Annotated in this window: 11 protein-coding genes; 6 read left to right on the top strand and 5 right to left on the bottom strand. The window is 64.4% G+C overall.

Translation table 11 applies throughout. From position 1 onward, the window contains the following. Positions 1–104: 104 nt before the first annotated feature. From LK539_RS15610 to LK539_RS15595, 4 genes are read right to left on the bottom strand one after another with little or no spacing between them, the layout of a single operon-like run. Entirely contained in the window at positions 105–2,177 is a 2,073-nt protein-coding gene (locus LK539_RS15610) for a sodium:solute symporter family protein (RefSeq protein ID WP_227801965.1), read from the bottom strand. After that, a complete protein-coding gene (locus LK539_RS15605; RefSeq protein ID WP_227801963.1) occupies positions 2,174–2,467 on the bottom strand; it encodes a DUF4212 domain-containing protein in 294 nt (97 codons plus the stop codon). Before LK539_RS15605 ends, LK539_RS15610 begins: the two co-directional genes overlap by 4 nt. Then, positions 2,457–4,043, bottom strand: coding sequence for a sensor histidine kinase N-terminal domain-containing protein (locus LK539_RS15600; RefSeq protein WP_227801962.1), 1,587 nt, complete (start codon positions 4,041–4,043; stop codon positions 2,457–2,459). The genes LK539_RS15605 and LK539_RS15600 overlap by 11 nt, the downstream gene beginning before the upstream one ends. Beyond that, positions 4,040–4,741 (bottom strand): response regulator transcription factor, encoded by a 702-nt coding sequence (locus LK539_RS15595; protein WP_227801960.1) that lies wholly within the window; start codon positions 4,739–4,741, stop codon positions 4,040–4,042. Before LK539_RS15595 ends, LK539_RS15600 begins: the two co-directional genes overlap by 4 nt. A gap of 249 nt (positions 4,742–4,990) precedes the next feature. On the opposite strand from LK539_RS15595, the gene recA reads away from it, so the two are divergent. From recA to LK539_RS15560, 6 genes are all read left to right on the top strand, one after another. Then, a complete protein-coding gene (recA, locus tag LK539_RS15590; protein ID WP_227801958.1) occupies positions 4,991–6,070 on the top strand; it encodes a recombinase RecA in 1,080 nt (359 codons plus the stop codon). 19 nt (positions 6,071–6,089) lie between these two features. Beyond that, positions 6,090–6,548 carry a recombination regulator RecX gene (recX, locus tag LK539_RS15585; RefSeq protein WP_227801956.1) on the top strand — a complete coding sequence of 153 codons (459 nt, stop codon included), beginning with the start codon at positions 6,090–6,092 and terminating at the stop codon, positions 6,546–6,548. A 575-nt stretch (positions 6,549–7,123) separates the two neighbouring features. Then, positions 7,124–7,687, top strand: coding sequence for a DUF2889 domain-containing protein (locus LK539_RS15580; RefSeq protein WP_227801955.1), 564 nt, complete (start codon positions 7,124–7,126; stop codon positions 7,685–7,687). Between the two features lie 70 nt (positions 7,688–7,757). Beyond that, entirely contained in the window at positions 7,758–8,927 is a 1,170-nt protein-coding gene (sucC, locus tag LK539_RS15575; RefSeq protein ID WP_227801953.1) for an ADP-forming succinate--CoA ligase subunit beta, read from the top strand. 18 nt (positions 8,928–8,945) lie between these two features. Continuing rightward, complete coding sequence (gene sucD / locus LK539_RS15570) at positions 8,946–9,827, top strand: succinate--CoA ligase subunit alpha (protein WP_227801952.1); 882 nt, start codon at positions 8,946–8,948, stop codon at positions 9,825–9,827. Between the two features lie 321 nt (positions 9,828–10,148). Beyond that, positions 10,149–10,622, top strand: coding sequence for a pilin (locus LK539_RS15560; RefSeq protein ID WP_307729109.1), 474 nt, complete (start codon positions 10,149–10,151; stop codon positions 10,620–10,622). Between the two features lie 55 nt (positions 10,623–10,677). On the opposite strand, the gene LK539_RS15555 is transcribed toward LK539_RS15560, so the two are convergent. Then, entirely contained in the window at positions 10,678–12,759 is a 2,082-nt protein-coding gene (locus tag LK539_RS15555) for a S9 family peptidase (RefSeq protein WP_227801950.1), read from the bottom strand. Between the last annotated feature and the right edge of the window lie 50 nt (positions 12,760–12,809).

Below are 12,809 nucleotides of genomic sequence, written 5' to 3'. Positions count from 1 at the left end.
CGGCGGAGAGCCGCAGCCGTTCAACAATAGCAGCCCGGACGGCGCGTGGACACCCTCCATGCAGATGTCATGCAGCCCGCATGGGCCGCTGCGGCTTTCCCGCATCAGGAACGGTTCGGCGTCTCTTCTTCCGGCGCGCGGATGTAGTCGGCCATGCCCAGGCTCGCGCGGCTCGGCGGGGCGCTTGCCAGGCTGCCCAGCACGGTGGCCAGCAGCCCCGCCGGGACCCCGAACACGCCGGCGGCGAGCGGCTGGATACCGAGCCAGGACTGGTCCAGGCTGCCGCCCAGGGTGGGGCTGGCGCGCAGCATGTACCACAGGCAGACCAGGAAGCCGCTGACCATGCCGGCAATGGCCCCGGTATGGTTAGCGCGCTTCCAGAACACGCCCAGCACCAGCACCGGGAACAGCGTGGAGCCGGCAAGCGAGAAGGCCGCGCCCACCAGGGAGAGGATGTCGGCCGGCTTCTGCGAGGCGGCGTAGGCCGCGATGAAGGCCACCGCGAGCAGCAGCAGCTTGGAGATCGTCACCCGCTTCTGGGTCGAGGCGCCCGGGTCGACCATCTTGTAGTACACGTCGTGCGACAGCGCGTTGGAGATCGCCAGCAGCAGGCCGTCGGCGGTGGACAGCGCCGCCGCCAGGCCGCCGGCCGCCACCAGGCCCGAGATCACGTAGGGCAGGCCGGCGATTTCCGGGGTGGCCAGCACCAGCACGTCGGCGTCGATCGCGATCTCGGCCAGCTGCACCACGCCGTCGCCGTTGATGTCGGCGATGCTGAGCAGGGGATTGACCTTGTCGACGTTGGACCAATACGAGATCCAGGTCGGCAGCGCGGAAAAATCGCTGCCCACCAGCGCGGTGTAGATGTCGTACTTGGCCAGCACCGCCAGCGCCGGGATGGTCAGGTAGATCAGCAGGATGAAGAACAGGGTCCAGAACACCGACACCCGGGTCTCGTTGACCGAGGGCGTGGTGTAGGCGCGCATCAGGATGTGGGGCAGGGCGGCGGTGCCGAACATCAGGCAGAACACCACGGCCAGGAAATTGTTGCGGCGCTTGTCCGAATCCGCCTCGGTGGCGCCGGGGAAGGGCACCGTGTGCGGCACCGGCGGACGGGCGCGCGCCAGGTTGGCGTCGCGCTTTTCCTGCCACAGCGCGCGCGCTTCGTCGGGCGAGCCGGGATAGGTGGCGAGCGCCCGCTCGGCCTGGCGCACCTCGGTCAGCGAGGCGTTGCGGGCCCGCACCGCGGCGAGCTGGCGCTGCGCTTCCAGCTTGCCCGCCTCCCAGGAAGCCGGCAGGGCCGCCAGGCGCACCGCGTATTCGCCGGCGCGGCGGCGGAACTCGGCCCGCACCTGTTCTTCTCTCGGGTCGTTCTCGAGCTGTTGCTCGCGCGCGGCCAGCTTGGGCAGGAGCGAGCCATAGGCCACCTGCGGCACCGGGTTGTCGGCATGCTTGGCCGCCAGCCAGATGGTCGGAATCAGAAACGCGACCAGCAGGATGATGTACTGCGCCACCTGGGTCCAGGTGATGCCGCGCATGCCGCCCAGGAAGGAACACACCAGGATCGAGGCCAGGCCGAGGAAGATGCCGACCGAGAAGTCCACCCCCGTAAAGCGCGAGGCGATCAGGCCGACCGCGTAGATCTGCGCCACCACGTAGGTAAAGGAGACCAGGATGGTGGCGGCCACCGCCAGCGCGCGCACCGGTCCGCCGCGTCCGCCCGCGCCGCCGCCGTAGCGCGCCGCCAGGAAGTCGGGGATGGTGTATTGCCCGAACTTGCGCAGGTAGGGCGCAATGAGCAAGGCCACCAGGACGAAGCCGCCGGTCCAGCCCATGATGTAGGCCAGCCCGTCGAAACCGTAGAGGTACAGGCCGCCCGCCAGGCTGATGAAGCTGGCCGCCGAGATCCAGTCGGCGGCGGTGGCCATGCCGTTGAACAGGGCCGGCACGCGCCGCCCGGCCACGTAGTACTCGGTGACGTTCGAGGTGCGCGCCACCACGCCGATGGTGGCGTACAGCGCGATGGTCGCGAACATGAAGATGTAGCCGATCCACAGGCGCGGCATGCCTTCCTGTTCGAGCAGGGCGAGCGACCCCAGGAACAGGGCGAAGCAGCCGGTGTACCACAGGTAGTAGCGCGACAGCTTGCGGAAATAAGACCGCTTGGCCGCACTCATGCGTCCTCCCTGGCGCCGGCCTGGTAGCGGCGGTCGAGGCGGTGCATGCGCCACGCGTAGACGGCGATGATGGCGAGCGACACCAGCGAGGCACCCTGGGCCGCCATGTAAAAGGAGAGCGGCCAGCCGAACAGGGAGAAGTGCGACAGCTCGCGCGCGAAGTACACGGTGCCGAAGCCGGTGCACAGCCACAGCACCATCAGCACGGCGGTCAGGCGGCGCGTGGCGCGCCAGTGGGCCGCACGGGCGGCCTCGGCGCCGGCCCGGGGAGGCAAGGATTCATTCGGCATCGTCGGGCTCGCGAAGAGGTGGCGGGAAGGTCAGGCGGAACAGGCTGCCCGGATATTTGTTCGAGTGGCTGCGCGGGTTGTTGAAGATGTCGATCTCGGCGCCGTGCTGCTGCGCGATCTCGCGCACGATCGCCAGCCCCAGGCCGCTGCCCTGCACGTTGCTGCCGAGGATGCGGTAGAAGCGCTCGAACACGTGGGCCCGCTCGCTGGGCGCGATGCCGGGGCCGGTGTCCTCGACCTCGAGCAGGGCGTGCTCGCCGTCGCGCCGCACGCGCACCGTCACGCTGCCGCCCTGCGGGGTGTAGCGCAGCGCGTTGTCGATCAGGTTCGACAGCAGTTCGCGCAGCATCAGCGCATTGCCGGCGATGAGCAGCGGCGCGTCCGCAGGTTCGAAGCCGAGGTCGATCCGGTGCGAGAACGAGGCTTGTACCCAGTCCTGCACGGTGGCGCGCGCCAGCTGGGCCAGGTCGAGCTCCTCAAAGGCCAGGCCGGTGTGCGGCTGGTTCTCGGCGCGCGCCAGCGCCAGCAGCTGGTTGACCAGGCGCGTGGCCGACTCCGAGCTCTTGGCCAGCTGTTCCAGCGAGCGGTGGATCTCGTCAGGGTCGACCTGGCGCAGGGCCAGCTCGGACTGCATGCGCATGCCGGCCAGCGGCGTTTTCATCTGGTGGGCGGCGTCGGCGATGAAGCGCTTCTGCATCTCCACCGTCTGGGCCAGGCGCTCGAGCATGTCGTTGAAAGAGCCGACCAGCGGCGAAATCTCTTCCGGCACCTGGCGGGGGTCGATCGGCGACAGGTCGTCCTGGGGGCGGGCGCGGATGCGTTCCTGCAGCTCGGCCAGCGGCGACAGGCCGCGCGACAGGGCGAACCAGACCAGGGCCAGGATCACCGGCAGGATGATGAACTGGGGCAGGATCACGCCCTTGATGATCTCGTTGGCCAGGTGGGCGCGCTTGTCGAGCGTTTCCGCAACCTGTACCAGGGCCAGGCCGGCCGGTAGACCGTTGGCGCGCGCGCCCAGCGGATCGAGGCTGACCCAGGAATAGGCAACCCGCACCGGCGTACCGTGGATGCTGTCGTTGCGGAAGGCCACCGACCCATTGCGGGCGCGCTCGTCGGCGTTCATGCCGCTGTTGCCAGTGCGTGGCCGCGGCAGGTCGCGGTCGCCGTCGAGGTGGGCGCCGTCCGGGCCGCTGATCTGGAAATAGACGCTGTCGACGTCGTCGGCGCGCAGCACGTCGCGCGCGCTACCGGGCAGCTGCACCGTGGGCCGGCCGGCCACCGTGCGGATCTGCTGCGACAGCACGGTGACGCGGTCTTCCAGCGCGTCGTCGAAGGGCTGGTTGGCGATCGACTTCGCCACCAGGTAGGTAATCGCGATGCTCATCGGCCACAGCAGCAGGAGCGGGGCCAGCATCCAGTCGAGGATCTCGCCGAACAGCGAGTGCCGGATGTTCTCGTCGGGTTCCGGATTGGGCGGCACGTAGGGCGCCGGCTGTAGCGGCTGGAAGGGCGCGGGCGTGTCCTGTCCCGCCCCGGAGGAGGGCGGGTCCGTGAGGCCGGCGTCGCGCTCGTTCACTTGGGTTCTGGAGCCGGCGTGCGCGGGGCGTCGGAGTATTTCTCGAGGCAGTAGCCAAGGCCACGCACGGTGGCGATGCGCACGCCGCCGACCTCGATCTTCTTGCGCAGCCGGTGCACGTAGACCTCGATGGCGTTGTTCGAGACTTCCTCGCCCCATTCGCACAGGTGGTCGACCAGCTGTTCCTTGGACACCAGGCGCCCGGTGCGCGCCAGCAGCACTTCCAGCAGGCCCAGCTCGCGCGCCGACAGGTCGAGCATCTGGTCGTTGATGTAGGCGCTGCGGCCGACCTGGTCGTATACCAACGGGCCGTGGCGCACCACGGCCGGGCCGCCGCCGGCGCCGCGCCGGGTGAGGGCGCGCACCCGCGCCTCCAGCTCGGACAGGGCAAAGGGCTTGGCCATGTAGTCGTCGGCGCCGAGATCGAGGCCTTCGACGCGCTGCTCGACCGAATCGGCGGCGGTGAGGATCAGTACCGGCAGCAGCGAAGAGCGGGCGCGCAGGCGGCGCAGCACTTCCAGCCCGGACAGCTTGGGCAGGCCGAGGTCGAGGATCAGGAGATCGAACTCCTGGGTGGACAGGGCCGTATCGGCATCCTGGCCGTTCTTGACACAATCGATGGCGTAGCCGGACTGGCGCAGGGAACGTGTTAGCCCGTCGGCAAGTACGCTATCATCTTCGGCGAGCAGAATTCGCATGGGACCACCTTTGGTGTTTCGTTAGACCTCAAACAGCCCCTATTGTGTTTGATTTATCGCAACAATGCGAGTCTTGCAGATAACAACACCGCGACTTTTTTCGCTTGCATAAACTACTGGAGTTATATACAGTAGTGTCTTGATTTCGCTGATTAAACCACTGGATTTACATACAGTATTTTTATAGCGAAGACCTTGATTTGCGCGGTAGCGACCCTACCTTGCCTACTCCACAGCTGAAAGTACACCATGGACGACAAAAAAACCGCAGTAAACGCCGCTGAAAAGGGCAAGGCGCTCGCAGCCGCCCTGGCGCAAATCGAAAAGCAGTTCGGCAAGGGCTCGGTCATGCGCATGGACACCAGCGCACCGGTCGAGGAAGTGCAGACTGTTTCCACCGGCTCGCTGGGCCTGGACATCGCGCTGGGCGTCGGTGGCCTGCCGCGCGGCCGTATCGTCGAGATCTACGGTCCGGAATCGTCGGGTAAAACCACCCTGACGCTGCAGACCATCGCCCAGATGCAGAAGCTGGGCGGCACCTGCGCCTTCATCGACGCCGAGCACGCGCTCGACGTGACCTATGCGCAGAAGCTGGGCATCAACCTGGGCGACCTGCTGATCTCGCAGCCGGACACCGGCGAACAGGCCCTCGAAATCACCGACGCACTGGTGCGTTCGGGCTCGGTCGACCTGGTGGTCATCGACTCGGTGGCGGCACTGACCCCGCGCGCTGAAATCGAAGGCGACATGGGCGACTCGCTCCCGGGCCTGCAGGCGCGACTGATGTCGCAGGCGCTGCGCAAGCTGACTGGCTCGATCAACCGCACCAACACGCTGGTCATCTTCATCAACCAGATCCGTATGAAGATCGGTGTCATGTTCGGCAGCCCGGAAACCACCACCGGCGGTAACGCGCTGAAGTTCTACGCCTCCGTGCGCATGGACATCCGCCGTACCGGCTCGATCAAGTCGGGCGACGAAGTGATCGGTAACGAAACCAAGGTCAAGGTCGTCAAGAACAAGATCGCGCCGCCGTTCAAGGAAGCCCACTTCGACATCCTGTACGGAGAAGGCACCTCGCGCGAAGGCGAAATCCTGGATCTGGGCGCCGACAACAAGATCGTCGAGAAGTCGGGTTCGTGGTACAGCTATAACGGCGAACGCATCGGCCAGGGCAAGGACAACGCCCGCCTGTTCCTGAAAGAGCGTCCGGCACTGGCACGCGAAATCGAGAACAAGGTCCGTGCCGCCCTGGGCGTGCGCGAACTGCCGCCGGTGCTGGCTGCTGTCGAAGACAGCGGCAAGGCGCTGAAGGCAGTCGGCGAGTAATCGCTGGCCCTTGTAGCACATGCCGGCACCCCAGCTCAGCCTGAAAGGACGCGCGCTTCGATACCTGTCGATGCGCGAACACAGCCGGCTCGAGCTGGGCCGCAAGCTGGCCCGTTATGCCGAGGAGGGCGATGACGTGGAAGCCCTCCTGGATTTCCTCGAGAAGAACAACTGGCTGTCGCAGGAAAGGTTCGCCGAATCCCTGGTCAACAGGAAGGCGGGCCGTTTCGGCAACAGCCGCGTGATGGCCGAGCTGCAAAGCCACGGCCTCAAGGGCGAAGCGTTGGAAGAAATCAGGTCCTCGCTTGCCGACAGCGAAACAGCGCGTGCCAGGGAAGTCTGGCAGCGCAAGTTCGGTACCGTCGCCGTCGATGCGGCCGAGCGTGCCAAGCAGATGCGCTTCCTGCTGCAGCGTGGGTTCTCCCAACGCGCTGCGCGGACCGCGATGCAGGGCGCTCCCGACGACGACGAGCTGTAAGCAGGCGCTGTAGAAGATCCACTGGCGCCTGCTGCCGAGACGAGCCGGCCTGGCCCCAGGCTGCTCCGACGATATGCCAGGCTTGGCCGCAGGCCTGCTGTATCACCCTTCAATTTCCGTGCTCTCTATATAGTAGAGAAGCCTTGCTCCGGCGCCAGCGTGGAGCGTCATCTCCGATATGCCCCGGCATATTCCTCAACGGACGATGGCGCTGCACGCTGGCGCTGTGCGTTTACCGCTGCCTCGTAGGGTGGGCGGCTCCACCGTAAACGCCGAACAGGCACGACGCTCCCGCCGCCCACGCGGTAAACGATGGCGCAAGCTCATCAATTGGTCCAACAGCTACGCCGACATGTCCAACCACATGCAACATTGGCCACTCAACAAGAAATCCGTGGAATGTAGTTTCCAGATGGCAAAAACATCTCTGTTGCAGTGCAACCGACAACGCCCTGTGCTAAACTTTCACGGTTTAAGCAGCGCCGCATGAGCGGTTGTTGTCGTAGAAGCTACGTCAACGTGCATGACGCACACTGGCTGCACCACTAACCGCCGCGCAAGCGGCATTGGTTTTTATGCCCCTGTCTCCTCCCGTATCGCGCTCGCTCCGGCATACGCGCGCCATCACCGTCGAAGCCTATGCGCGCGACGATGGCCTGTGGGATCTGGACGCCAGTATCCGCGACGTCAAAACCCGTGACATCGAGCTCGGCTCGGGCACCCGCCCGGGCGGTATGCCGGTGCACGACCTTAAACTGCGTGTCACCATCGACCGCAATCTGACCATCGTGGACGCCGAAGCCGCGTCCGATGCCGTTCCGTATCCCGGTTTCTGCGAGACGATTGGCCCTGCTTACAAAAAGCTGGTCGGTCTGTCGCTGATGACCCACTTCCGGCTGCACCTGAAAGATCGCCTCTCGGGCGTGCTCGGCTGCACCCACCTGACCGAATTGGCCCAGGTGCTGCCCACGGCAGCGCTGCAGGCCTACGCCGACGACGTGTTCGATACGCGCGGCGGCGCCGAAGACAACTCGGCCGAACGGCCCTTCGAGCTCGACCGTTGCCATGCGCTGCGCAGCGACGGACCGGCCGTGGCCACCTACTATCCCCGCTGGTCCATCAAAGCCGTGTCGGGTTAGGATTCGATGTTTGTCATTTTTTGTAACTCAACCGTATTTCTAATTCAGTAATAGAAGAAGGGAAGCCAGCATGAAGATCCATGAGTATCAAGGCAAAGAGATCCTCCGAAAGTTCGGAGTGACCGTTCCGCGCGGCATTCCGTGCATGACGGTGGACGAGGCGGTCAAGGCTGCTGAAGAGCTGGGCGGCCCGGTCTGGGTCGTCAAGGCGCAGATCCACGCAGGCGGCCGCGGCAAGGGCGGCGGCGTCAAGGTTGCCAAGTCGCTGGAACAGGTCAAGGAATACGCCGACCAGATCATGGGCATGCAGCTGATCACGCACCAGACCAGCCCGGAAGGCCAGAAAGTCCGCCGCCTGCTGATCGAAGAAGGCGCTGACATCAAGAAGGAACTGTACGTTTCCCTGGTGACCGACCGCGTCACCCAGAAGGTCGTCCTGATGGCCTCGTCGGAAGGCGGCATGGACATCGAAGAAGTCGCGCACAGCAACCCGGAAAAGATCCACAACGTCGTGATCGAACCGTCGATCGGCCTGACCAATGAGCAGGCAGACGACATCGCCCGCAAGATCGGCGTGCCGGAAGCGTCGGTGGTCGACGCCCGCACCAACCTGCAAGGCCTGTACAAAGCCTACTGGGAAACCGATGCCTCGCTGGCCGAAATCAACCCGCTGATCCTGACCGGCTCGGGCAAGGTCATCGCCCTGGACGCCAAGTTCAACTTCGACTCGAACGCCCTGTTCCGTCATCCGGAAATCGTCGCCTACCGCGACCTGGACGAAGAGGATCCGGCTGAAGTCGAAGCATCGAAGTTCGACCTGGCTTACATCTCGCTCGACGGCAACATCGGCTGCCTGGTGAACGGCGCCGGCCTGGCCATGGCGACCATGGACACCATCAAGCTGTTCGGCGGCGAGCCGGCCAACTTCCTCGACGTCGGCGGTGGCGCGACTGCAGAGAAAGTGACCGAAGCATTCAAGATCATGCTGAAGAACCCGGGCCTGAAGGCCATCCTGGTCAACATCTTCGGCGGCATCATGCGCTGCGACGTGATCGCCGAAGGCGTGATCACCGCATCGAAGGCTGTGTCGCTGCAAGTGCCGCTGGTCGTCCGCATGAAGGGCACCAACGAAGACCTGGGCAAGAAGATGCTGGCTGACTCCGGCCTGCCGATCATCTCCGCAGACACCATGGAAGACGCAGCGAAGCAGGTCGTTGCCGCTGCCGCTGGCCAAGCCTAATTCGCGAAGGAATACAAAATGTCGATTCTGATTAACAAAGACACCAAAGTCATCACCCAAGGTATCACCGGCAAGACCGGCCAGTTCCACACCCGCATGTGCCGCGACTACGCGAACGGCCGTGAAGCCTTCGTGGCAGGCGTGAACCCGAAGAAAGCTGGCGAAGACTTCGAAGGCATCCCGATCTACGCAACCGTCAAGGAAGCCGCATCGGAAACCGGCGCAACCGTGTCGGTGATCTACGTTCCGCCGGCAGGCGCTGCCGCTGCGATCTGGGAAGCCGTCGAAGCCGAGCTCGACCTGGCAATCTGCATCACCGAAGGCATCCCTGTCCGTGACATGATGGAAGTCAAGGACCGCATGGCGAAGGCCGGTTCGAAGACCCTGCTGCTGGGCCCGAACTGCCCAGGCCTGATCACCCCGGACGAGATCAAGATCGGCATCATGCCGGGTCACATCCACCGCAAGGGCCGTATCGGCGTCGTGTCGCGTTCGGGCACCCTGACCTATGAAGCAGTCGGCCAGCTGACCGCCCTGGGCCTGGGCCAGTCGTCGGCAGTCGGTATCGGCGGCGACCCGATCAACGGTCTGAAGCACATCGACGTGATGCGCATGTTCAACGACGATCCTGACACCGACGCAGTCATCATGATCGGCGAGATCGGCGGCCCGGACGAGGCGAACGCTGCTCAGTGGATCAAGGACAACATGAAGAAGCCGGTCGTCGGCTTCATCGCTGGCGTCACCGCGCCTCCGGGCAAGCGCATGGGCCACGCCGGCGCGCTGATCTCGGGCGGCGCCGATACCGCGCAAGCCAAGCTGGAAATCATGGAAGCCTGCGGTATCAAGGTCACCAAGAACCCGTCGGAAATGGCTCGCCTGCTGAAAGCGATGCTGTAATTCACGGACTGTAAGGTCGACGAAGACGGGGAGCGCAGGCTCCCCGTTTTTTTTCGCCCGTACCGCCAGGGTTGGCACAGCAGTATTTCTCCAGAACATGCCAAATTGCGTTACGAAAACTGTCCAGGTGACAAAATTTGGCCAGCTTGGATGACAAATTTTGTCACTCATCAAGCCAAAACTTGAGCTGGCACGCTGTTTTGTTAGCTCGGTACTAATAAAATCAGCATTTTTCGGGCTGGCACACCGCTTGCATATAAGAAAGCGTGGCAACAAGCAGTAACCCAACAACCCCTGAATCACCACCCTGGAGAGATAGAAATGAACTTCAAACAAATGCAAACCAAAAAAGCTGAAGGCGGCTTCACCCTGATCGAATTGATGATCGTCGTTGCGATCATCGGTATCCTGGCAGCAGTCGCAATCCCGGCTTACCAGAACTACACCGTGAAGGCCAAGATCGGCGCGGCCCTGGGTTCGGTTGCTTCGCTCAAGACCGCTGTCGGTGTCTGCGCTCAAGAAAACGGCGGCGCAGTGACCAGCTGCACTACTGGTGAACAAGGTATCCCGGCCTTCACCGCCACCAAAGAAATTGCGTCGGCAGAAGTTGAAGGCGGCACGATCACCATCACCCTGGGCACCGGCATCGCTTCCGGCGTTGATGGCGAAACCATCACCATGGCTCCGACCGTGGACGGTGCTACCCTGGCATGGGCAAACAGCACCTCGATCGACGACAACGCGACTGCGTCGGACCTGATCACCAAGAACAACGCTGCCCCCGCCACCCCGTAATTCTTGATGTACTAACGAGAAAGCCGCCCTCGGGCGGCTTTCTTTTTTTTCGAACTTATTTTTGCATCAGGTAACGATCCAGCCAGTTCATCACCGTGTGATGCCACTGCACCGAGTTCGCCGGCTTGAGCACCCAGTGGTTCTCGTCCGGGAATACCAGCAGCTGGCTGTCGATGCCCTTGCGCTGCAGCGCCGTGAAGGTCGACAGGGCCTGCGCCGTCGGGATGCGGAAATCGAGGTCGCCCTGGATCACCAGCATCGGCGTCTTCCACTTATTCACGTGGTGGACCGGATTGAAACGCTCGTGGTTGTTCGGCACGGCGAAGTAGGCGCCGCCGTTTTCCCAGTCGGTGAACCACTGCTCCTCGGTCGAATAGGCCATGCCGCGCGAGTCGAACACGCCGTCATGGTTCACCAGGCAGCGGAAGCCATCGTTCCAGTTCCCCGCGATCCAGTTCATCATGTAGCCGCCGTAGGACGCGCCCAATGCGCAGCTGCGTTCGCGGTCCAGCCATGGAAACTTCTTCACCGCCGCGTCCAGGCCCTTTTTCAAGTCCTCGAGCGGCTTGCCGCCCCAGTCGCCGCTGATTGAATCGGTGAACTTCTGGCCATATCCCGTCGAACCGTGGAAGTCGATGAACACGGTGGCATAGCCGGCGCCCGCGTACACCTGTGGATTCCAGCGGTAGCTCCAGCCGTTGCCGAAGCTGCCCTGCGGTCCGCCGTGCACCAGGAAGGCAACCGGGTACTTCTTGCCCGGCTCGGCATTCCAGGGCTTCATCACGTGGCCGTAGACGGTATCGCCGTTGGCGCCCTTGAAGCTGAACTGTTCATAGTCGCCCCAGCGCACGTCGGCCAGGCGCTCGGCATTCAGCTTGGTGAGCTGCGCAGACTGGCCGCCCAGCTTCATCGCGTACAGCTGCGCGCCCGATGCCAGGTTGGCCTGGGTATAGGCGACGGTATCACCGCGCACGTCGAAGGCGCCGATCGCGCCCTTGTCGGTCAGCGCGGTGACTTTCCCATCGATGGCGTCGATCGAGAACAGGCGATGCTGGCCCACGTCCTCGGCATCGACGATCAGGGCCTTGCCGTCGGCGCGCCATTGCAGGCTGCCTGGCGAGCGGTCCCAGTCCGCGGCCAGCTTGCGCTTCTGGCCAGTGGCAATGTCCAGCAGCATGATCTGGTAACGGTCCGCTTCGAAGCCCGGACGCGCCATCGCCAGGTAGGCGAGGGTACGGCCGTCCGGCGAATACACGCCCTTGGTGTCCCAGGCCGGATTCTCAAGCGTCAGGTTGCGCGGGGCGCCGCCCGCGGCCGGCACGGTGTACAGGTCGAAGTTGGTCGACCAGGCTTCGGTCTTGCCGGCGATGCGGGCCGCGAACACGATGCTCTTGCCGTCCGGGCTGAAGCGGAATTCCTCGCGGTCGCCGAAAGGCTTCGAGGGCACGTCGCCGTCCAGCGTGCCCGACAGGCTCACTGGCTGCCCGCTGACTTTGCCGGCGGCGTCGAGCGGGGCCGAGAACAGCACGTTGTTGCGGCCATCGTTCCAGGTATCCCAGTGGCGCACGAACAGGCGGTCGTACAGCTTGCCCGTCGCCTTGTCCTTTTCCTTTGCCTCGGCCCGCTGCCTGGTGCAGGCAAGGTCGGCGCAGTCGCGGAACACCGACAGGCTCATCGCTACGCGGTCACCCAGCGGCGACACGCGGAAACTCTCGACGTCGAGCGGCAGGTCGGTGACTTTTACCGGCTCCCCCGGCTTGCCGCCGCCAAGGGGCAGGCGCCATACCTGGGACGAGCCCGAGCGGGTCGACAGGAAGTACACGGCGTCGCCGGATGCCGACCATTCCGGTTCGGTGCTGCTCGACGCATGTTCGGTCAGGCGCTGCGGCGCCGGCTTGCCGGCGCGCAGGTCGACCATCCACAGCTCGGTGTGGCCGCGATTCTTGCTCATGTCCGTGCTGCGCACGGTGTACACCACGCGGCTGGCGTCGGGCGACACGGCCGGGCTGCCCACCCGCTCCATGTTGACCAGGTCTTCCACGGTAAAGCCGCGCGGCGCGGCCATGGCGCTGGTGGCGGCGAGGGTAGCCGCCGCTACCGGTAACAGGCGGACCAGACTCGGCAAACGAAAATTCATGCTCATCCTTGTTCTCAATCACGGTGCGCGGCAGGGCGCCGCGCATGCAG

Origin of the sequence: Massilia sp. IC2-476 (assembly GCF_020707295.1) — a bacterium.
Classification (GTDB): domain Bacteria; phylum Pseudomonadota; class Gammaproteobacteria; order Burkholderiales; family Burkholderiaceae_D; genus Telluria.
Note: the sequence above shows the minus strand (reverse complement) of the source record. Positions and strands in the feature narration are given on the sequence as shown.

What these genes read in the sequence shown, in the direction of transcription:
- sucD (WP_227801952.1), top strand. Translation starts at nt 8,946, where the DNA reads ATGTCGATTCTGATTAACAAAGACACCAAAGTCATCACCCAAGGTATC.
- LK539_RS15555 (WP_227801950.1), bottom strand. Translation starts at nt 12,759, where the DNA reads ATGAATTTTCGTTTGCCGAGTCTGGTCCGCCTGTTACCGGTAGCGGCG.
- LK539_RS15605 (WP_227801963.1), bottom strand. Translation starts at nt 2,467, where the DNA reads ATGCCGAATGAATCCTTGCCTCCCCGGGCCGGCGCCGAGGCCGCCCGT.
- LK539_RS15610 (WP_227801965.1), bottom strand. Translation starts at nt 2,177, where the DNA reads ATGAGTGCGGCCAAGCGGTCTTATTTCCGCAAGCTGTCGCGCTACTAC.
- recX (WP_227801956.1), top strand. Translation starts at nt 6,090, where the DNA reads ATGCCGGCACCCCAGCTCAGCCTGAAAGGACGCGCGCTTCGATACCTG.
- LK539_RS15595 (WP_227801960.1), bottom strand. Translation starts at nt 4,741, where the DNA reads ATGCGAATTCTGCTCGCCGAAGATGATAGCGTACTTGCCGACGGGCTA.
- LK539_RS15560 (WP_307729109.1), top strand. Translation starts at nt 10,149, where the DNA reads ATGAACTTCAAACAAATGCAAACCAAAAAAGCTGAAGGCGGCTTCACC.
- sucC (WP_227801953.1), top strand. Translation starts at nt 7,758, where the DNA reads ATGAAGATCCATGAGTATCAAGGCAAAGAGATCCTCCGAAAGTTCGGA.
- recA (WP_227801958.1), top strand. Translation starts at nt 4,991, where the DNA reads ATGGACGACAAAAAAACCGCAGTAAACGCCGCTGAAAAGGGCAAGGCG.
- LK539_RS15580 (WP_227801955.1), top strand. Translation starts at nt 7,124, where the DNA reads ATGCCCCTGTCTCCTCCCGTATCGCGCTCGCTCCGGCATACGCGCGCC.